This window comes from Polyangium sp. y55x31 (genome assembly GCF_029946505.1).
GTDB lineage: Bacteria > Myxococcota_A > Polyangia > Polyangiales > Polyangiaceae > Polyangium.
Map to the genome: position 1 here is coordinate 21,872 of NZ_JARZHG010000031.1, position 17,368 is coordinate 39,239.

17 protein-coding genes and 1 pseudogene are annotated in these 17,368 nt (G+C 69.3%); 11 read left to right on the forward strand and 7 right to left on the reverse strand.

All coding sequences use genetic code 11. The features are described from left to right. Window positions 1-67: 67 nt before the first annotated feature. Window positions 68-2,026, reverse strand: a complete 1,959-nt coding sequence (locus QHF84_RS36880) for an NADH-quinone oxidoreductase subunit H (protein ID WP_281318225.1) — start codon at window positions 2,024-2,026, stop codon at window positions 68-70. 9 nt (window positions 2,027-2,035) lie between these two features. Next, window positions 2,036-2,848: an ABC transporter ATP-binding protein gene (locus QHF84_RS36885; RefSeq protein WP_281318226.1), complete on the reverse strand. Its 813-nt coding sequence runs from the start codon at window positions 2,846-2,848 to the stop codon at window positions 2,036-2,038. 102 nt (window positions 2,849-2,950) lie between these two features. Here QHF84_RS36885 and QHF84_RS36890 point away from each other — a divergent pair, with 102 nt between their 5' ends. Genes QHF84_RS36890 through QHF84_RS36900 form a run of 3 tightly spaced genes read left to right on the forward strand, consistent with a single transcriptional unit; the run spans window position 2,951 to window position 5,259 of the window. Then, window positions 2,951-3,661: a polyhydroxyalkanoate synthesis regulator DNA-binding domain-containing protein gene (locus QHF84_RS36890; RefSeq protein WP_281318227.1), complete on the forward strand. Its 711-nt coding sequence runs from the start codon at window positions 2,951-2,953 to the stop codon at window positions 3,659-3,661. A gap of 30 nt (window positions 3,662-3,691) precedes the next feature. Next, a complete protein-coding gene (locus tag QHF84_RS36895; RefSeq protein WP_281318228.1) occupies window positions 3,692-4,396 on the forward strand; it encodes a sigma-70 family RNA polymerase sigma factor in 705 nt (234 codons plus the stop codon). After that, entirely contained in the window at window positions 4,393-5,259 is an 867-nt protein-coding gene (locus QHF84_RS36900; protein WP_281318229.1) for an anti-sigma factor, read from the forward strand. The genes QHF84_RS36895 and QHF84_RS36900 overlap by 4 nt, the downstream gene beginning before the upstream one ends. Before the next feature lie 64 nt (window positions 5,260-5,323). Here the strand turns inward: QHF84_RS36900 and ggt are convergent, their stop codons facing one another. Then, a complete protein-coding gene (gene ggt, locus QHF84_RS36905) occupies window positions 5,324-7,117 on the reverse strand; it encodes a gamma-glutamyltransferase (protein ID WP_281318230.1) in 1,794 nt (597 codons plus the stop codon). Between the two features lie 113 nt (window positions 7,118-7,230). Here ggt and gshB point away from each other — a divergent pair, with 113 nt between their 5' ends. Genes gshB through QHF84_RS36925 form a run of 4 tightly spaced genes read left to right on the forward strand, consistent with a single transcriptional unit; the run spans window position 7,231 to window position 9,751 of the window. Then, entirely contained in the window at window positions 7,231-8,181 is a 951-nt protein-coding gene (gshB, locus tag QHF84_RS36910; RefSeq protein WP_281318231.1) for a glutathione synthase, read from the forward strand. 55 nt (window positions 8,182-8,236) lie between these two features. Beyond that, window positions 8,237-8,551, forward strand: coding sequence for a hypothetical protein (locus QHF84_RS36915; RefSeq protein ID WP_281318232.1), 315 nt, complete (start codon window positions 8,237-8,239; stop codon window positions 8,549-8,551). Between the two features lie 22 nt (window positions 8,552-8,573). Then, a complete protein-coding gene (gene folK / locus QHF84_RS36920) occupies window positions 8,574-9,062 on the forward strand; it encodes a 2-amino-4-hydroxy-6-hydroxymethyldihydropteridine diphosphokinase (RefSeq protein WP_281318233.1) in 489 nt (162 codons plus the stop codon). Window positions 9,063-9,118: 56 nt separating this feature from the next. Next, window positions 9,119-9,751 (forward strand): hypothetical protein, encoded by a 633-nt coding sequence (locus QHF84_RS36925; RefSeq protein ID WP_281318234.1) that lies wholly within the window; start codon window positions 9,119-9,121, stop codon window positions 9,749-9,751. 3 nt (window positions 9,752-9,754) lie between these two features. Here QHF84_RS36925 and QHF84_RS36930 read toward each other — a convergent pair whose 3' ends face one another. The 4 genes and pseudogenes from QHF84_RS36930 to QHF84_RS50310 all read right to left on the reverse strand — a co-directional run. Next, window positions 9,755-10,159: a CBS domain-containing protein gene (locus QHF84_RS36930; RefSeq protein WP_271928406.1), complete on the reverse strand. Its 405-nt coding sequence runs from the start codon at window positions 10,157-10,159 to the stop codon at window positions 9,755-9,757. 91 nt (window positions 10,160-10,250) lie between these two features. Then, window positions 10,251-11,348 carry a mannose-1-phosphate guanylyltransferase gene (locus tag QHF84_RS36935; protein ID WP_281318235.1) on the reverse strand — a complete coding sequence of 366 codons (1,098 nt, stop codon included), beginning with the start codon at window positions 11,346-11,348 and terminating at the stop codon, window positions 10,251-10,253. Continuing rightward, window positions 11,318-12,220, reverse strand: a complete 903-nt coding sequence (locus QHF84_RS36940; protein WP_281318236.1) for an undecaprenyl-diphosphate phosphatase — start codon at window positions 12,218-12,220, stop codon at window positions 11,318-11,320. The genes QHF84_RS36935 and QHF84_RS36940 overlap by 31 nt, the downstream gene beginning before the upstream one ends. Before the next feature lie 306 nt (window positions 12,221-12,526). Then, window positions 12,527-13,003, reverse strand: a pseudogene (locus QHF84_RS50310) (Hsp20/alpha crystallin family protein); the annotation flags it as partial. A 232-nt stretch (window positions 13,004-13,235) separates the two neighbouring features. Here QHF84_RS50310 and QHF84_RS36950 point away from each other — a divergent pair. The 4 genes from QHF84_RS36950 to QHF84_RS36965 are packed head-to-tail and all read left to right on the forward strand — an operon-like array spanning window position 13,236 to window position 17,353. After that, window positions 13,236-13,928, forward strand: a complete 693-nt coding sequence (locus tag QHF84_RS36950) for a hypothetical protein (RefSeq protein ID WP_281318238.1) — start codon at window positions 13,236-13,238, stop codon at window positions 13,926-13,928. Between the two features lie 36 nt (window positions 13,929-13,964). Continuing rightward, window positions 13,965-14,633, forward strand: a complete 669-nt coding sequence (locus tag QHF84_RS36955; protein ID WP_281318239.1) for a succinate dehydrogenase cytochrome b subunit — start codon at window positions 13,965-13,967, stop codon at window positions 14,631-14,633. 12 nt (window positions 14,634-14,645) lie between these two features. Then, the gene (locus QHF84_RS36960; protein ID WP_281318240.1) at window positions 14,646-16,556 is read left to right on the forward strand and encodes a fumarate reductase/succinate dehydrogenase flavoprotein subunit; all 1,911 of its coding nucleotides are present in this window, start codon (window positions 14,646-14,648) and stop codon (window positions 16,554-16,556) included. Next, complete coding sequence (locus QHF84_RS36965) at window positions 16,556-17,353, forward strand: succinate dehydrogenase/fumarate reductase iron-sulfur subunit (protein WP_281318241.1); 798 nt, start codon at window positions 16,556-16,558, stop codon at window positions 17,351-17,353. Before QHF84_RS36960 ends, QHF84_RS36965 begins: the two co-directional genes overlap by 1 nt. Window positions 17,354-17,368 lie beyond the last annotated feature (15 nt).

Below are 17,368 nucleotides of genomic sequence, written 5' to 3' on the forward strand. Positions count from 1 at the left end.
GGCCCGCCGCGGGCACAATGTGCGCGCGCCGTGATCCGCGCCGCTTTTTCCGCCCCGTTCGCCCCGATCAGATCAGGGGGTTCAGGTGCAGCGGGGTCCGCGTCTCCCGCAGGTCCACCTGAATCCGACGCACGAAATGCGCGGCGAAGGCGGCCCAGGTCACGAACGTCACCACTCCGCTCACGAGCCCCGCGTTCCGGCCGAAGCCGATCGTCGTCGTCGCGAGCGCGCCGAGCAGAACGAACGCCGAGGCCACGATCGCGAGCGGCAAGAACCACCGCAGCGCGATCCGCGATCGCTCCTCCGCGCAGAGCCGCGGCAGCGCCCAGCGCAGCCACACCACCGTCAGCACGAGGCCCCAGCTCTTCAGCAAGAAGAGAAGCGCGCCCACGACCTTCAGCGAGCCCGCGGTCTCCTGCGTCGCGCCCGCCACGCCCGGGAGCTGCCAGCCGCCGAGGAAGATCGCGCTCGCGATCCCGCAGGCCACGAACACGTGCGCCCACTCCCCGAAGTAGAAGAGAAGCTGCCGCGCGCCGACCTTCGCCGGCGGCGCGAGCTCTTCCCCGCTCGCCTCGGCCTCCCGCAGCGCGCCCGACGCGCGCCCGTCGGCCGTGATCATCGACGTCACGTACGCGAGAAACAGCGCGAACGTCGCCGGGTTCCGGAACACGAACCAGTGCCAGGGCCACCCGCCTGCATCGAGCGGCGATCCACCCTGCCCGCCTTGCGCCGCCACGATGTCCTCGAGCCGGAGCGACCCCGCGCTCGACACGACGCACACGATCGCCACCACGGCCGGCAGCTCTTGCAGGAACACGCGTCCTGCACCGCGCAGACCTCGCAGCACGGACCACTTCTCCCCCGCGAGCGATCCACCCGTCACGAACCCGAGCCCGAGCAGCGCCACGAGAGCGAGCAGAAAGAGCATCCCGACGTCGAGATCAGCGCCCACGAACCGCTGCGAGAACGGCATCACCACGAACGTCGTCGAGATCGCCGCGAACGCGAGCACCGGCGCGAGCTTCGACAAGATCGGATCCGCGTCCGGCGGCGCGATCGCCGAGGCCACCTCGCGATGCACCTCCGCGGCGAGCCGTGCGACCGGCGAGCGCGCGAGTACCTTCTTCCCGCTCCGCTGCACTGCGAGCCGCGACGCCACGCGCCGCACCAGCCACGCCACGAGCGCGCCGAGCGGCGTCGCGAACACGAGCAGCGTCGCCGCGGACAAACCAAGCACGATGGCCGCGCCGAGCAGATCCGAAGGCGCGCTCGCGTGAAACCCCTCGATCGAGATCGGCACGATCCGCGGCTCCTCCGCGCCGCGCCGCACCGCCACGAGCGGCGCGCGCTCCTCGCCGCTCGGGATCACGTCGGCCAAGCTCGTCACCTTCATGCCCTCGAAGCTCGTGAGCACGTCGCCGCCCTCGATCCGCGCCGCGGCCGCGGGGCTGTCCGGACGAACCGCCGCCACCACGAGCCCGTTCGACGTGGGTGCGTCCGGTGAAACCGTGATCCCCAGAAAGTCGAGCGCCCGCTGCCCGTCGCGCTCGCGAGCCAGCGCGATCGCGCGCCGCGGCGCCTTGGGCCGCACGTCGATCGTCACGTCCTTGACCGACCCCGTCACGGGCAACGCGCCCTCGGCCTTCGTCTCCAGCGTCACCGTCACGTCGCCGTGGAACGTCGTGTGCGCCGAGTCATCGCCTTGCCCGCAGAACCGCGCCACGAGCGCCTCGCTCACCGCGGCGCTCACCTTGTCGGTCGAGATCCTCGCCTTGTCGACGACGATCGTCTGCCCTTCGATCGGCGCTTCGCCGGGCCGCTTCAGCGTCCCGCGGAACGTGATCGTCGCCTCGCGCGCTTCGCCCGTCGGCAGGTTCGTCCCGAGCACCTCCAGCCGATCGCCCGACTCGAGCTCGCGCGGCGCCACGTCGACCACCCGCAGGAGATCGGGCGCGCTGTCGTTCACGTTACAGCCGATCGCCAGGAGGCAGGCGAGGGCGAGCGTGATCCTTCCATGTCCGGGCATGGCCCGGGCTTATCCATCGCGCCGCGGCAAAGGGCCAAGTTGAGGGCGAACCGGCAGGAAATACCGGGCGTTGTCGAGCTCGTTCACGCCCACGTAGAGCTCCGCCTCGAACACCTCCTTGAGGCGCCGGTACGTCATCACCTCCTCGATCGTCCCGTGCGCCACGAGCCTCCCCGCCTTCAGCAGCGCGATGCGATCCGCGTACTGCGCCGCCGCGTTCAGATCGTGCAGCACCATCAGACACGCGAGCCCGCGATCCCGCACCTCGCGCCACACGAGCTCCGACAGCGCGAGGAAGTGCCGCACGTCGAGGTGCGCCGTCGCCTCGTCGAGCAACAGCACCGGCGCCTCCTGCGCGAGCGCCCGCGCGATCGCGACCCTCTGCTGCTCGCCGCCGGACAGCTCCGATACGCGCCGATCCGCGAGCGCTTCGAGCTCGCACGCGGCGATCGCCCTCTCCACGGCCTCTTCATCGTGCTTCGACGCGCGCATCCACGCGCCCTGGTACGGCGCGCGGCCCATCATCACGATCTCGCGCACCAAAAAGCCCACCGCAGGCTCCGACGACTGCGGCACGAGCGCGATCCTCTTCGCGATCTCCCGACGCTCCATCCGCGCGAGCGGCTCGCCGAGGACGTGTACCTCTCCACGCTGGGGGGGAAGCGCGCCCGAGATCACCTTCACGAGCGTCGACTTCCCGGCGCCGTTCGGCCCGAGAACTGCGCAGATCTCGCCTTTTCGCACGGAAAGGTCGATGTTCTCGAGCGCCACGCCGCCGGCCGCGTAGCGAACCGAGACCCCGGATAGTTCGATGGCATTCATGGCAACCGCGACATTTCAGGCCCTCGGACGATTCACGCTGTCATCACCTTGCACATATGAGTTACAGGTGGTCCAATTCGGTCGCAGCGCGAAGGGGAGATCATGGATACGGTGAAGGAGACCTCGGGGGCCAGTGCGACGCCGCGGCGCGTCATCAAGCGGTACTCCAACCGTAAGTTGTACGATACGAAGGACAGCCGCTACGTGACCCTCCAGCAGATCGGGGAGATGGTCCGTGCCGGCGAAGAGGTCCAGATCATCGACAACGCGACCAAGGAAGACAAAACCGAGGTCACGCTGGCGCTCATCATCTCGGAGGACCTCAAGTCCCAGCCGCGCAGCGTGCCTCTCGGGACGCTGCGGGACCTGATCCAGGAGCGCGGCGAGCGCCTGCTCAACACGCTCCGCGAGGGCCCGATCGGGCGGCTCATCCCCGGCGGCGGACCGGAAGACGCCCCCGCGGAGGCCGCGCCGGCCCCCGCCGCAGCCGAAAAACCGCCCACGCAGCCGCCGCCCGCGCCCGCCGCGGCTCCGACCGAGGCGGACAAACCCGCCGCCGCCCAGGGCGCGAAGGCGCGTTTGTCCGAGATCGTCGAGAGCTCGAAGCAGACCCTCGACCAGTGGCAACACGCCGTGGACGAGCGGATCCGTCACATCCTGCCCGGCGTCGGCCTCTTCCGCGACCTGCAGGCCGACGTCCAGCGCCTCTCGCAGCGCGTCGAGGAGCTCGAAGCCCTCGTCCGCAAGCTCGGCGGTGATCCGGCCAACACGTCCGAGACGCCTTCGCAACCTGAGACCACGGCCGAGGAATAGTCGGAGGGGTGCTCCTGTTGGGAGACCGCGATGGCGTTTTTCTTCAGTAAAAAGCCAGCTTCGGTCGCCCAGGACCTGAGCATCTCCGGCGCTGGGGACAGCACGCCGGGGCTCGACACGTTCGAGGTGGAGCTCCTCGGCCACCTCGACACGCTTTATGCGGTGAGCTGCCGCATGACCCGGAGCACGACCGAGGCCGAGGATCTCGTCCAGGACACGGTCGTGAAGGCCATGCGCGCCCGCGACCAGTTCGAGCCGGGCACGAACCTCAAGGCCTGGCTCCTTCGCATCCTCACGAACACCTTCATCAACCGCTACCGCCGCGGCGGACTCGAGCGCGACATCCTCGAAGGTCCGGACGTCGAGTCGCTGACCGACGGATGGATCGGCGCGACGACGATGCGTGGCATGCGGGATCCCGAGACGGCGGCCCTCGCGCCGCTCGTCGAGGCCGAGGTGCAGCGCGCGCTCGACGATCTACCGCCGGAGTTCCGCGTCGCGGTCGTGCTCTCCGACATCGAGGAGCTCTCCTACAAGGAGATCGCCGAGGCGATGGGCACGCCGATCGGAACGGTGATGTCGCGGCTGCATCGCGGCCGGAAGCTCTTGCAAAAGACGTTGCGCGACCATGCGGTCGCCATGGGCATCGTGAGCGAGGGGTCGTCGAACAAGGCCGAGCAGGCTCCGACGGACCTCGCGGCGTACCGGAAGCGGAAGCGGAGTGCTGCGGTATGAATGGGCTCAAGGTGATGACCGACGAGTGCTCGTTGTTCTCGCGTTGCATGTCGGCGTACGTGGACGGAGAGCTCGATCCTGGACACGCCGTCGACATGGAGACGCACGTCCTCCGTTGCGGCACGTGCTCCGAGCGCGTGACGTTCCTCCGGGCGATGCGCGCGAGCATGAAGCGCACGGCCGAGAAGCGTGTCCCCGACGCGATGCGCGCGCGCATCCACGCCGCGATGGTCGCCGAGAAGCGCCGCGTGAAGGAGGCCGATCGCGAAGACCATTCGGCGAAGCTCGTGAGCTGGAAATACGCGGCGACGCTCGCGGCTGCGGCCGGCGTTGCGCTCACGGTGGCGGCCGCGAAGAACCAGAAGGACGTGGCGGTCACGCCGGAGCTCGCGCGGAGCGGCGCGACGACGGAGATGGCTGCGGCGGCTGGCATGGACTCGCTGCTCGACGATCTCGTCGCGCTCCACGCGCATCCCTTGCCGCCCGAGACGACGAACCCCGAAGAGCTCGTCCGCTTCGATCCGCTCGTCGGCGTGCCCGTTCGTCGCCCTGCGTTCCAGCCGTTCGTGGCGAGCTTCAACGGCGCGCGCGTGCACGCGATGCGTGATCAACGTGCGGCGCTCCTGCAGTACACGGTCGACGGCAAACACCGCGTCACGGTGTACGTCTTCGATCCGCGCGCCGTCCCGATGCGCGCGACGCGCCTCGAACCGCGCGTCGTCCGCGAGCGAGCCGTCTACGTGGGCAAACTCCGCGGCTACTCGGTCGCGGCGGCCGAGAAGAGCGGCGTCGGATACGCGCTCGCGACAGACTTCGACGACGAACGCAGCGCGCAGCTCGTCCTCGCGGCCGCGCAGCAATAACAAAGCACGAGGGGTTCGCCAGGACGAACCCGGCGAACCCCTCCTCTCCCCCGACAAACCTTCCCTACTGCACGAGCCCGGCGCCGCCCTTGCGCGGATCCGCGCCAACCAGCAGCACCCGCGCTCCGTCCGGGCCCTCTTCGATCGACACGGCCTGCACCGCCGAGAAGTTCGGCTTGCTCGTGTCCACGACCTCGCCGCGCTTCTCCAGGTCCTGCAGCACCTCCGTTCCGATCGCCGCGTCGATGAACAACCCGCCCGTCGGCGGCGTCTCGAAGCGCGGCGCGGCCACGGCCTTGTCCACCGGCATCCCGAACACGAGGTGCGACAGGAGCACCTGCGTCGTCCCCGTCGCGATACGCGTCCCGCCCGATCCGCCGAGCGCGAGCACTGGCTTTCCATCCTTCAGCACGATCGTCGGCGTCATGCTCGACGTCGGCCGCGCTCCGGCCTTCGGATAGTTCGGCCCGTTCGACATGCCGAACAGCTTCTCCACGCGCTCGGCCGTGAAGTCCGCGAGCTCGTCGTTCAGCAAGAACCCGGCTTCCGTCACGAGCTGCGCGCCGAACATGTTGTTCACCGTCGTCGTGAGCGACGCGACGTTCCCCTCCGCGTCCACAGTCACGATGTGCGTCGTGCCCGCGTCGTTCACCGGAAAGTTCTCGGCCTTCGTCGTCGACGTCATCGAGATCCTCGCGCGCCGCGCCTTCATCCGCTCGGGGCTCACGAGCTTCGCGACGTCCATCTTCACGAACTTCGGATCGCCGAGCAGCCGCACCCGATCCGCGACCGCGCCGCGCATCGTCTCGGCGAGCAGGTGCGTGTACGCGCCCGTGTTGTGCCCGAGCGCCGCGAGATCCGCCTTCGTGTGCATGTTCAAGGTCTCGAGCATCATCACCCCGCCTGCCGAGGGCGGCGGCATCGTCACGACCTCGTAACCTTCCCACTTCGTGCGCAGCGGCTCCCGATCGATGACCTTGTAGTCCTCGAGATCCTTCTTCGTCATGCGGCACTTGCCGGCGCGCGCCGTCGCAAGGATGTCCGCCGCGATCGATCCCTCGTAAAACGCCTTCTTCCCCTCGGCGCCGATCCTTCGCAGCGTCGCGGCGAGCGCCGGGTTCTTCACCATCTCGCCGACCGGCACGATCGCGCCGGCCTTCGCGAAGAGCCCGTATCGCGGCGTCGAGAGCAGCCACTTCTCGTTCCACTTGAGCGCCCGCACCATGTGCGCGCTCACGGGAAAACCCTTGTCTGCCGCGTCCGCCGCGCCGCGCACGAGCTCCGTCATCGCGAGCTTGCCCCACCGCGCGTGCAGCTCCGCGATGCCCGCGACTTCACCGGGCACGCCCGTCATCACGCCGCGTTTGTCGTCGGGCACCGGCCGCTTCACGAGCTCCGCGGGCACGAGGTCCTTCGGCGCGGTCTCCCGGAAGTCGATGATCCGGATCTCCTTCGTCTTCGCGTCGTACACCGTCGCGAACCCGCCGCCGCCGAGCCCGCTCGACACCGGGTGCACCACGCCGATCGCGAACGCCCCCGCGATCGCCGCGTCGACTGCGCTCCCGCCGCGGGCGAGCACGTCCATCGCGATCGCCGACGCCGTCGCGTTCTCCGTCGCCACGGCGTATTTGTGCTTCGTCAGCGCGGCCGGCGCGGCCGGCGCGGGCGCTTCTGCGGAGCCTTGTGGGATCAGGTTCGTGGGGGGCGCGGCGGGCGTGGGCGCGGGCGGCGGGGCCTTCGCCGTGGTCTCGTCCGGCGAGCGTGCGGCCGGCGCGCTGCAGCCCGAACCGGGCAGGGCGACGAGCAGCGCGAGGGCGGCGGCAAACGATGCCGTCGAGAGGGCACGGAGAGTTCGCATGGAGTAGCTCCTCTGCGCGGGCGCCCCGCGCGTGCGCTAGGATGCCCCGGCCGTGCCGCGGGGATCAACCGTGGCCGGAGAGAGCATTCGATCCCCGACGGGAGAGCCAAACCATGCGCTTCGTGTTCGTGATGGACCCCCTGACCCGCGTGACGCCCGACAAGGACACCACGTTCGCGTTCATCCGCGCGGCGCAGGCCCGGGGTCATCAGAGCTTCCACTGCTTGCCGCAGGACCTCTACGTCTCCCAGGGTTTTCCGTTTGCCACGGCGCATCGAGTCGAGATCCTCCCCGATCCGCCTTACATCACGCTCCGTCGGGACGAGGGCGCGCAGCGCCTGCCGCTGCACGACGTCGAGGCCGTCTTCATCCGCAAGGACCCGCCCTTCGACCAGGCCTACCTCTACGCGACGCTCATGCTCGAGCCCGCGCGCGGCAAGACGCTCATCATCAACGACCCGCGCGGCCTTCGCGACGCGAACGAAAAACTCTACGCGCTCGGCTTCTCCGAGTGGACGCCGAAGACCCTCGTCACGGCCGATCGCGACATGATCCACGACTTCGTCCGCGACGTCGGCGGCAGCGCCGTCATCAAGCCGCTCGACGGCGCCGGCGGTTGGGGCGTCATGATGCTCCGCTCGGACGACAAGAACGCCCGCGCCATCGCCGACATGCTCACGGGCGAAGGACAGCGGCTCGCGATGGTGCAGGAGTTCCTCCCGGCCGTGTCCGAGGGCGACAAACGTATCCTCCTGCTCGACGGCGAACCGCTCGGCGCGATCCTCCGCGTCCCTCGCGGCGACGAGATCCGCTCGAACATCCACGTCGGAGGCCGCGTCGTCCCGACCGATCTCACGCCGCGCGAGCGCGAGCTCGTCCGCTCCGTCGGCGCGCGCCTCAAGGCCGACGGCCTCTACTTCGTCGGCCTCGACGTCATCGGCGAGCACCTCACCGAGGTGAACGTCACGAGCCCGACCGGCATCCAGGAGCTCAGCCGCTTCACCGGCAAGGACCAGGCGGCCACCGTCATCGAGTGGGTCGAAAAGACCGCCCGCTCGCGTTAGTCCCCACCCCGTTAAAAACTTGGCCCGCGTGGCTCCTCTCCGCGAGGGTTCGCGCATGGCCCCGCCTGCCCACGCATGCGCCGTCTGTGCCGCCGAGGCCTCGGCGACGACCTCGCTCGTCCGGGTTTACGTCGAGGGACGCACGCTCCACCTCTGCCGCAACCACGCTGCCACCGTCGTCGCCGCGCGCCCGGAGACATTCGAAGAGCTCCGCGCGCTCTTCGTCGGCGTCACCGTACGCACGGGCAGCGGCGTCGAGCGAAGGTCGCCCATTCCGCGCCGCTGGGGCGAGGATCGACGCGCCTTCCCGCCGCGCCCCGAAGGCCGCCGCGCCTCGAATGGCCGCCGCGCCACCGATCCTCGAGACTGAGCCCGCGCCCTACACGACACACATGCAAGAGGCCCGGCGCATCGCCCTCGCCCTCGGCTCGAACCTCGGCGACCGTGCCGCCACGATCGAGCGTGCCATCGCCGAACTCGACGCCACGCCTGGGTTTGTCGTGGTCGACTGCTCGCCGCTCTACGTCACGCCGCCGGCGGGCGGACCTCCCCAGGGGGATTACTTGAATGGCGCCGTCCTCGTCGCGACGGCCCTGCCTGCGCGAGACGTCCTCGCGCGGACGCAGGCCATCGAGCGATCGCTCGGCCGCGTCCGGCCGGATCCCGTCCGCTGGGGGCCTCGCACGATCGACATCGACATCCTCTGGATCGAGGGTGAATGCATCGACGAGCCCGGCCTCGAAGTGCCGCATCCGCGCCTCGAAGGCCGCGTCTTTGCGCTCCGCCCGCTCCTCGACGTCGCCCCGGACGCGGCGCACCCGCGCACGGGCAAACGTTACGACGAGTTACCTGCGGCGCACCTCCCGATCACGCGCGCATAAAACATGCGCACGGAAGTGTCCTCGACATAGTTGCTGGAAGCAGCTATCGTCGCGGCATGCAAATGCTTCGCATATCCTTGGTTGGGCTTTTTCTTTTGGGTGCCGCGCAAACCCTCATGGCGTGCGGCGGCGACGTCACGAATAACGGGCAAGGCGGCGCGGGCGGCGCAGGAGGAAGCGGCGGCGCGGGCGGCAGCGGCGGCGCAGCGCCGGGCGACGCCAAGCAGGCTTGCATGGATTTCTGCCACATCGGCGAGGTCAACAACTGCGGCATGCAGACCGGCGATTGCAGCCAGTTCTGCGACGGAGTCTTCGCCGACACCGCCCCCGAGTGCGAGAACGCAATCGGCTCGCTCTTCGCGTGTTACATCCCCGCCGCGAAGGACTGTCCGGACGACCCGCCGCCCGAGTGCAACGACGAGGCGGATGCGGTGGACGCGTGCCAGGAGGCGAACGGCTGCGTCGAGAACGGATGCTTCGAAGGCGCCGGGCCGGACGGCGCGTCGAGCTGCGGCTGCGACACCACCTGCAAGGGCGTTGCTTATTCGACGAGCTGCGAGACCCCGGCCGGCGGAATGACGACGTGTACGTGCACGCAGGGCGATATGGTCGTCGGCACCTGCACGAACACCGAGGCGCAGGGATGCGGCATCGAAACGAGCTGCTGCGCCCAGTTCTTCGCCCCCTGACCGTCAGCCCACTTCGGGCTCGGGCGGCATCACTTTTTCCACGAAATACCTGAGCACGTCGAGCGGGGTGATGATCCCGACGAGCCGTCCGCTCCGCACCACCGGCAAATGGTGAATCTGGCCGGTGCGGAGAATGGCCATCACCTCGTCCGTCGTGGCGAACTCGTCGACGACGATCGGCGGGTGGCTCATCACGTCGCGCGCCGCGGCGCCGGGCGTCTGCCCTTGCAGCAGCGTCGCCATCAGATCCGTCTCGCTCACGAATCCGACCACGCGCTCGTGCTCGTCGACGACCGGGACGCCGCCGATCCGCGCGTCCACGAGCAGCCGTGCGATCTCCTCGAGCGGCGTCCCGAGCGAGACGGCCTCGGCGTGATGCGTCATGATGTGGCGCGCGTGTCCCTTCATGGCCGGGGGAAGAATGCAGCCTCGTGACCGGCCTGTCCACCCCTCGTGAGCATCCGTCCCCACATGAGCGGATCGGATCTCCGTATCCGTATCAAACGAGGCGGGTTCGTCCGCGCCCCTTGAGCGCCGCGACCACTTCTTTCACGTCCTGCGCCCGCGCCCGCGGCACCACGAGGAGCGCGTCGTCGGTTTCCACCACCACGAGATCCTCCACGCCGACGAGCGCAATCACGCGTTTGCCGTCCTCGGCGCCCGCGCGCAGATCGAGCACCAGGTTCCGCCGCGCGTCGACGAACAGCGCGCTCGGGGGCGCCGCATTCTGTTGCGCGTCCTTCTCGGCGAGGTCGAACGCGGTCTGAAAGCTCCCCACGTCGCTCCAGCCGAAATCGCCGGGGACGACGGCGAAATGGTCGACGTGGTCCATCACGCCGTGATCGATACTGATCGACGGCAACGTCGGAAAGATTCGTTCGATCGCGTCCTGCTCCTCGCCCTCCTCGGCGGCGCGATCGATCGCGTCGAGCCCCTCGGCGAGGGCGGGCATGTGCGCGCGGATCGCCGCCACCATGTCGCGCACCCGGAAAAAGAACATCCCCGCATTCCAGAGGTGCTTGCCGCCGGCCACGAAAGCCTCCGCGCGTGCAGCGTCCGGCTTCTCGACGAATCGCTTCGCCAGAAGCGCCTCGACGCCGCGCGCTTCTCTTTCGAGCTCGATGTACCCATACCCCGTCTCGGCGTGCGTGGGCTTGATTCCGATCGTCGTGATCGTCCCGCTCGCGGCCGAGGCCACGGCGCGCTCGAGCGCGCGCCGGAAGCCCGCGACGTCGCGCACGTGGTGATCACTCGGCAGGACCATCAGCACCGCGTCGGGGTTCGTCCGGGCAATGTGAAAGGCCGCCCAACCAATACAAGGCGCCGTGTTCCGCGCGGCGGGCTCGACGAGCGTGTTCTCGGCGAGAAGCTCCGGCAAAGCCTCGGCCGTCTGCTCCACGAGGTGTTTGCCCGTCGCCACGAAGAGCCGCTCCCAATCGACGAGCGGCGTGATCCGCTCGGCCGTTTGCCGGATGAGCGGGGCCTTTCCGACGAGGGGCAAGAGCTGCTTCGGCCGCGCAGCGCGCGAGGCCGGCCAGAAACGCGTGCCGGCGCCGCCGGCGAGGATCAGGGCGTAGACGGAAGGAGCGGATTGCATGGTTTGTCATCCATGGACAGGACGGCCATCACGGCGGACGCCGGCGCCTCCCGCCTCGAAACCTCGCCGAACGAACGGCCGTACGAGACCGTGGCGAAGCCCAAGGGGAGAATCCAGAACGCGAGCCGCGCGAGGGCGTGTTTTTCGAGCAAGCTGCGCGCGAGGCCGATCGCGACCGTCGCGCCGAGGAAAGCCGTCAAAAGGCCGAAGACGATCGCCGGCGCGCCGATCGAAAGGGTCCCCGCCACCCCGCCGAGGCCCGAGACGAACGACACGAGCAACGTGACGCCCGTGAGCGCGAGCGAAAGATCGAGCGCGCGATCGGGCTTCGTGCCCATCCACATCGCGATCACGAGCGCCGCGCCCACGTCCGAGCCGCCGGGCAGCACGCCCGTCCCGTGCACGAGGCCGAGGAGCGCGGCGAGCGAGAGCGGCGGCGCCTCCAGCCGCCCGGTCGGGGCGAGGCTCATCGTGGCCACGATGAGCCCCGTCCAGACGAGGCCGAAGCCGATCGCGAGCGGCGCGCCGCTCCAGAGCTCGACGTAGGGCGCAGCCAGCGCGCGCGCGAGCAGGCTCGTGCCCGCGGCGATCACGAGCACGGCAGCGTCGTGCGCGCCCGGCGACGAGCGCACGAGCGAAGGACGCGCGACGGCCCGGAGGCCCTCGGAGACCGCGGCGACGAGGTGCCGCCGGGCGCCCACGAGCAGCGCCGAGGCCGTCGCGACGTGCAGGATCGACTCGAGCGCCGCCGCGCTCCGGCCCGGATCGAGCCACAGGCGGGCGACCGCGTCGTGCCCCGAGCGCGAGATCGGCAGCGCCTCGGCGAGGCCCTGAATCCCGGCCAAAAGCACGACCTCCGCGAGCGGCAGCACGCGGGCAGTGATAGCAGCGCCGCGGCGCTCTTGTAAATCGGCCTGCTACGCAGCCTTCTCCCGTGAGCCGCCCTGCGTCATGCCCTGTTCACTGCTCCCCGCGCCCGTCGTGGCCTGCGAGGTCCCGTGCGTCCCGGCCGAAGTGCCACCGGCCGCGCTCGTCGCGCCTGTCGTGCCTGTCGTGCCTGTCGCGGAGGGTTGTCCCGCGGTCGTGCTCGCGCCCGTGCCCGAAGCGCCGCTCGCCGAGGTTTGCGGACGCACGCTCGATTGCGCGCCTTGCTCCTCGGCGCGGCCTTCACCTCGCTTCACGCTGATGCGCTTCGGCTCCTCCGCCTTCGATTTCGGGATGAGCACCTCGAGGACGCCGTTCGACAGGTTCGCGTCGATCCGGTCCGGATCGATCCCCTCGGGCAGCGTGAACGACCGCGAAAAACTCCCGTACGAGCGCTCGTAGGCCCAGTATCGCTCGCCCTCGTCGCGCTGCTCCTCCTCACGTTTGCCGCTGATCGTGAGCCGCCGGCCGGAGACGTCGATCGAGACGTCGTCCTCCTTCAGGCCCGGCAGATCCGCGCGGATCAGGTATCCGTCGCGGGTCTCGCGCACCTCCATGTCGGGCATAAAGGCCCGGCCTTGCGGCAGCCAGGATTCCATTTCGGCGAACGGATCCCACGCGAGCATCTCGCGCATGCGCCGGAACGGATCTCCGTAGCCGAGCGTGCGGAACGGATCCGTGGTCGCGAGCCGCTGCTCCCGCCCCGGCTCCCGGGCGCTTGCCTGCGTCATCTCTCGAGATTGCCCCTGCCCTTCTCTGCCTTCTCGTCTGCGCATGAATCCAGCCATGACGACCCCCTCCAATCGATGGATTTGCGCGCGCGATACATGCACGATGCGTGCACAGGGCGGAGGGTTGTCGCGATTGCACACTTCGCGGAGGAGCTCGTCTCGATGGGTCGCGAACGGGCGTCCTGGAAAGGCCATCGCTCCCCTTGCATGAAGGTTGCACGGATCGAGGGACATGCGCCGTATGCTCCTCGCGCTCGCGCTCGCGCTCGCCGTGACCGGATGTGCTGCCAATTCGTATTATTATCAGCCCGCCGAGCAAGCCAACGCGTCGGTCTCGGGCTATCCGGCGGCGCGGTACGTCATCCCGCCGGGCTCGGGCAAGGGCGACGTGCGGGTGAGCTCGTTTGGCGTGACGGACGTACGCCTCTCGGAGGAGGACGAACCGGTCCGCTCGCTGCACGTCCGCCTCGTCGTGGCGAACGAGGACGGCGCCGAGGCCTGGACCGTGGACACGCGCGAGCTCCGGGTGCATTTCGGCGGCGTGACGGGCGACGTCGCGCCTGCGTTCGCGAATGCGACGGACGCGGGCATGCCCGTCGTGGTGGTCCCGCGCGGCGGCTCGACGACGATCGACCTCTACTATCCGCTGCCCGAGTCGCTCCGCGGCGCGAGCGACCTGCCACAATTCGACGTCGTCTGGCGGGTGCACACCGACGATCGTGTCGTCACCCAGCGGACCCCGTTCGAGCGGCGCACCATCGAGCCTCCCCCGCCCACGATGGCCTATGGGTATGGTTATGGCTGGGGCGCCGGACCGTATCCGTACTGGTGGTACGATCCGTTCTTTTATCCGCGCACGGTGGTCATTCCGCAGCGAACCCCGGCCCAGCCGCGCGTTTTTTATTACGGGTATCCGCACCGCTGAGCGGTCGGGATCGTCGTGCAGGGAGGAGGGCCCGGGATGGCGACGCGCGTGGAACTCGGGATGACGGGCGTCGCGAAAAAGGCGCTCATGGCGGTGAGCGGGATCGTGCTCACGGTGTACGTCGTCCTGCACCTCGCGGGCAACCTGCTTTATTTCGCGGGCCCCGCGGCGCTCGACGCGTACGGCGCGCTCCTCCACAAAAACCCCGCCCTGCTCTGGTCGGCCCGCGCCGTCCTCTTCGCGTCGTTCTGCATTCACGTGGCCGCCGCGCTCGACCTCTACATGCGCAAGCAGGTCGCGCGTCCGATCTCGTACGGCCGCTACGAGCGCGCCGCGAGCAGCCTCGGCGCGCGCACGATGATCTGGACCGGGCTCATCCTCCTCGGGTTCGTCGTCTATCACGTCCTCCACTTGACCCTGGGCATCACGCATCCGGCGTACGTCCCGGGGCGCGTGTATTCGAACGTCTCGGTCGCGTTCGCCTCGGTCGTGCCCACGGTGATTTACGTGGTCAGCATGATCGCGCTCGGCTTGCACGTCTCGCACGGCGTGCTCGCGATGACGCAATCGCTCGGCCTCACCTTGCGGCGTGACCGGCTGCGTGGGCTCCGGCGGTTTTCCGTCGTCCTCGCGCTGATCGTCGCCCTGGGCCTCGCCGCCATTCCGATCACCGCGCTCGCGCTCTCGTTCGCGAGGGGGCGGTAGGGGAAAGCATTCATGCACCTCGACGGCAAGATCCCCGGCGGTCCTCTTCCGCAAAAATGGGAGCGCCGCAAGTTCGAATACGCGCTCGTGAGCCCGGCGAACCGCCGCAAATACCGTGTGCTCGTCGTCGGCACGGGACTCGCCGGCGCCTCCTGTGCGGCCACGCTCGGCGAGCTCGGCTACCGCGTCGAATGCGTCATCTTCCACGACAGCCCGCGCCGCGCGCACAGCATCGCCGCCCAGGGCGGCATCAACGCCGCGAAGAACTACCAGAACGACGGCGACAGCGTCCAGCGCCTCTTCCAGGACACGATCAAGGGCGGCGATTACCGGGCCCGCGAGGGCAACGTCTACCGCCTCGCCGAGGTCAGCCTGCGCATCATCGATCAATGCGTCGCGCAGGGCGTCCCGTTCGCCCGTGAATACGGTGGAAAACTCGCGAACCGCTCCTTCGGCGGCGCCCAGGTCTCCCGCACGTTTTATGCGCGCGGCCAGACGGGCCAGCAGCTCCTCCTCGGCGCCTACCAGGCCTTGCTCCGCCAGGTCCAGGCCGGCACGGTGCGCATCTCGCCGCGCACGGAGATGCTCGACCTCGTCGTCGCGAACGGCAAAGCCCGCGGCATCGTCGCGCGTGATCTCGTCACGGGCGAGCTCCGCACGTTCGTCGCCGACGCCGTCGTCCTCGCCACGGGCGGTTATGGCAACGCGTATTTCCTCTCGACGTACGCGCGCAACTCGAACGCGACCGCGATCTGGCGCGCGCATCGTCGCGGCGCGTATTTCGCGAACCCCTGCTTCACGCAGATCCACCCCACGTGCATCCCCGTCAGCGGCGAGCATCAATCGAAGCTCACGCTCATGAGCGAATCGCTCCGCAACGACGGCCGCATCTGGGTGCCGCTCCGCGCCGGGGACGAGCGCTCGCCCGAGCAGATCCCCGAGGCCGAGCGCGATTATTACCTCGAACGCCGCTACCCGAGTTATGGAAACCTCTCGCCGCGCGACGTCGCCTCCCGCGCGGCCAAGGCCGTCTGCGACGAGGGCCGCGGCGTCGGCCCGAGCGGCCTCGGCGTCTACCTCGATTTCTCGGACGCCATCCGCCGCCTCGGCGCGAACGTCATCGCCGAGCGGTATGGAAACCTCTTCGACATGTACGCCGAGATCACCGGCGAGGACCCGTACCGCACCCCGATGCGCATCTACCCGGCCATCCATTACACGATGGGCGGCCTGTGGGTCGATTACGACCTCATGAGCACGATCGACGGCCTCTTCGTCACCGGCGAGGCGAACTTCTCCGATCACGGGGCGAACCGGCTCGGCGCGAGCGCGCTCATGCAGGGCCTCGCCGACGGCTATTTCATCGCTCCGCTCGCCGTCGGCAGCTACCTCGCGCGCGCCAAACCGCCGGCCGTGGACGCAACACATCCCGCGTTCGAGGCGGCGCGCAAGGACACGGCGGCCCGCATCGAGCGGCTGCTCTCGGCGCGCGGCAAGCGCACCGCCGCCTCGTTCCACCGCGAGCTCGGCAAGCTGCTCTGGGACGAGTGCGGCATGTCGCGCAATCGCGAAGGCCTCGAACGCGCGCTCGCCCGGATCCCCGAGATGCGCGAGAGGTTTTACCGGGAAATCCTGATCCCCGGCCACGGTGAATCCTTGAACCGGGAGCTCGAGACCGCCGGCCGCGTCGCCGATTATTTCGAGCTCGCCGAGCTCATCTGCCGGGATGCCCTCCACCGCGAGGAGTCCTGCGGCGGCCATTTCCGCGAGGAGCACCAGACGCCGGACGGAGAAGCTCTGCGCGACGACGAGCATTTCGCCTACGTCGCCGCGTGGGAATGGCGCGAGGGCGAGCCGCCCGCCCTGCACAAGGAGCCGCTCGTCTTCGAGGCGGCCCCGCCCATGCAAAGGAGCTACAAGTGATGCGGATCGCGCTCGAGGTCTGGCGCCAGCGGAGCCCCGAGGAGCCGGGTCGGTTCGTCCGGTACGAGACCACGGAGGCCTCGCCCGACATGTCGCTGCTCGAGCTGCTCGACGTCATCAACGAGGGCCTCGTGAGCGAGGGTGAGGAGCCGATCGCATTCGACAGCGATTGCCGCGAGGGCATCTGCGGCACGTGCGGATTCATGGTCAACGGGCTCGCGCACGGCCCTCTCCAGGGCGCGGCCACGTGCCAGGTCTACCTCCGGAGCTTCCGCGACGGAGAGACGCTCTTCCTCGAACCTTTCCGAGCGCACGCATTTCCCCTCATCAAGGACCTCGTCATCAACCGCAGCGCGCTCGATCGAATCATCACCGCGGGCGGTTACGTCTCGGTGAACACGGGCAATGCGCCGGAGGCAAACACCTCGACGATTCCCAAGGACCTCGCCGAGCAAGCCATGGACGCGGCGGCGTGCATCGCGTGCGGCGCGTGCATCGCGGCTTGCCCGAATGCCTCGGCCGCGCTCTTCACGGGCGCGAAGATCACGCACCTCGGAAAACTCCCGGAGGGTCAGCCCGAACGAGGACGGCGCGCACTCCGCATGGTCCGCGCGGCCGCCGCCGAGGGCTTCGGCCATTGCACGTTCGCGGGTGAATGCGAGACCGCGTGCCCGAAGAGCATTCCCCTCCAGGTCATCACCCAGATGAACCACGACTACCTCGCCGCCCGGCTCCGGGGCGAGGGCCGCGCGACGGCGCGGCACATCGAGCCCGGCACGCCGAAGAAGCGCCGCTGACGCTCTCTATCCGGC

Excerpts from the sequence above, each read along its gene's own strand:
- QHF84_RS36900 (WP_281318229.1), top strand. The coding sequence starts at position 4,393 with ATGAATGGGCTCAAGGTGATGACCGACGAGTGCTCGTTGTTCTCGCGT.
- QHF84_RS36890 (WP_281318227.1), top strand. The coding sequence starts at position 2,951 with ATGGATACGGTGAAGGAGACCTCGGGGGCCAGTGCGACGCCGCGGCGC.
- ggt (WP_281318230.1), bottom strand. The coding sequence starts at position 7,117 with ATGCGAACTCTCCGTGCCCTCTCGACGGCATCGTTTGCCGCCGCCCTC.
- QHF84_RS36930 (WP_271928406.1), bottom strand. The coding sequence starts at position 10,159 with ATGAAGGGACACGCGCGCCACATCATGACGCATCACGCCGAGGCCGTC.
- QHF84_RS36895 (WP_281318228.1), top strand. The coding sequence starts at position 3,692 with ATGGCGTTTTTCTTCAGTAAAAAGCCAGCTTCGGTCGCCCAGGACCTG.
- gshB (WP_281318231.1), top strand. The coding sequence starts at position 7,231 with ATGCGCTTCGTGTTCGTGATGGACCCCCTGACCCGCGTGACGCCCGAC.
- QHF84_RS36885 (WP_281318226.1), bottom strand. The coding sequence starts at position 2,848 with ATGAATGCCATCGAACTATCCGGGGTCTCGGTTCGCTACGCGGCCGGC.
- QHF84_RS36915 (WP_281318232.1), top strand. The coding sequence starts at position 8,237 with ATGGCCCCGCCTGCCCACGCATGCGCCGTCTGTGCCGCCGAGGCCTCG.
- folK (WP_281318233.1), top strand. The coding sequence starts at position 8,574 with ATGCAAGAGGCCCGGCGCATCGCCCTCGCCCTCGGCTCGAACCTCGGC.
- QHF84_RS36960 (WP_281318240.1), top strand. The coding sequence starts at position 14,646 with ATGCACCTCGACGGCAAGATCCCCGGCGGTCCTCTTCCGCAAAAATGG.
- QHF84_RS36955 (WP_281318239.1), top strand. The coding sequence starts at position 13,965 with ATGGCGACGCGCGTGGAACTCGGGATGACGGGCGTCGCGAAAAAGGCG.
- QHF84_RS36880 (WP_281318225.1), bottom strand. The coding sequence starts at position 2,026 with ATGCCCGGACATGGAAGGATCACGCTCGCCCTCGCCTGCCTCCTGGCG.
- QHF84_RS36965 (WP_281318241.1), top strand. The coding sequence starts at position 16,556 with ATGCGGATCGCGCTCGAGGTCTGGCGCCAGCGGAGCCCCGAGGAGCCG.
- QHF84_RS36950 (WP_281318238.1), top strand. The coding sequence starts at position 13,236 with ATGCGCCGTATGCTCCTCGCGCTCGCGCTCGCGCTCGCCGTGACCGGA.
- QHF84_RS36925 (WP_281318234.1), top strand. The coding sequence starts at position 9,119 with ATGCAAATGCTTCGCATATCCTTGGTTGGGCTTTTTCTTTTGGGTGCC.
- QHF84_RS36935 (WP_281318235.1), bottom strand. The coding sequence starts at position 11,348 with ATGCAATCCGCTCCTTCCGTCTACGCCCTGATCCTCGCCGGCGGCGCC.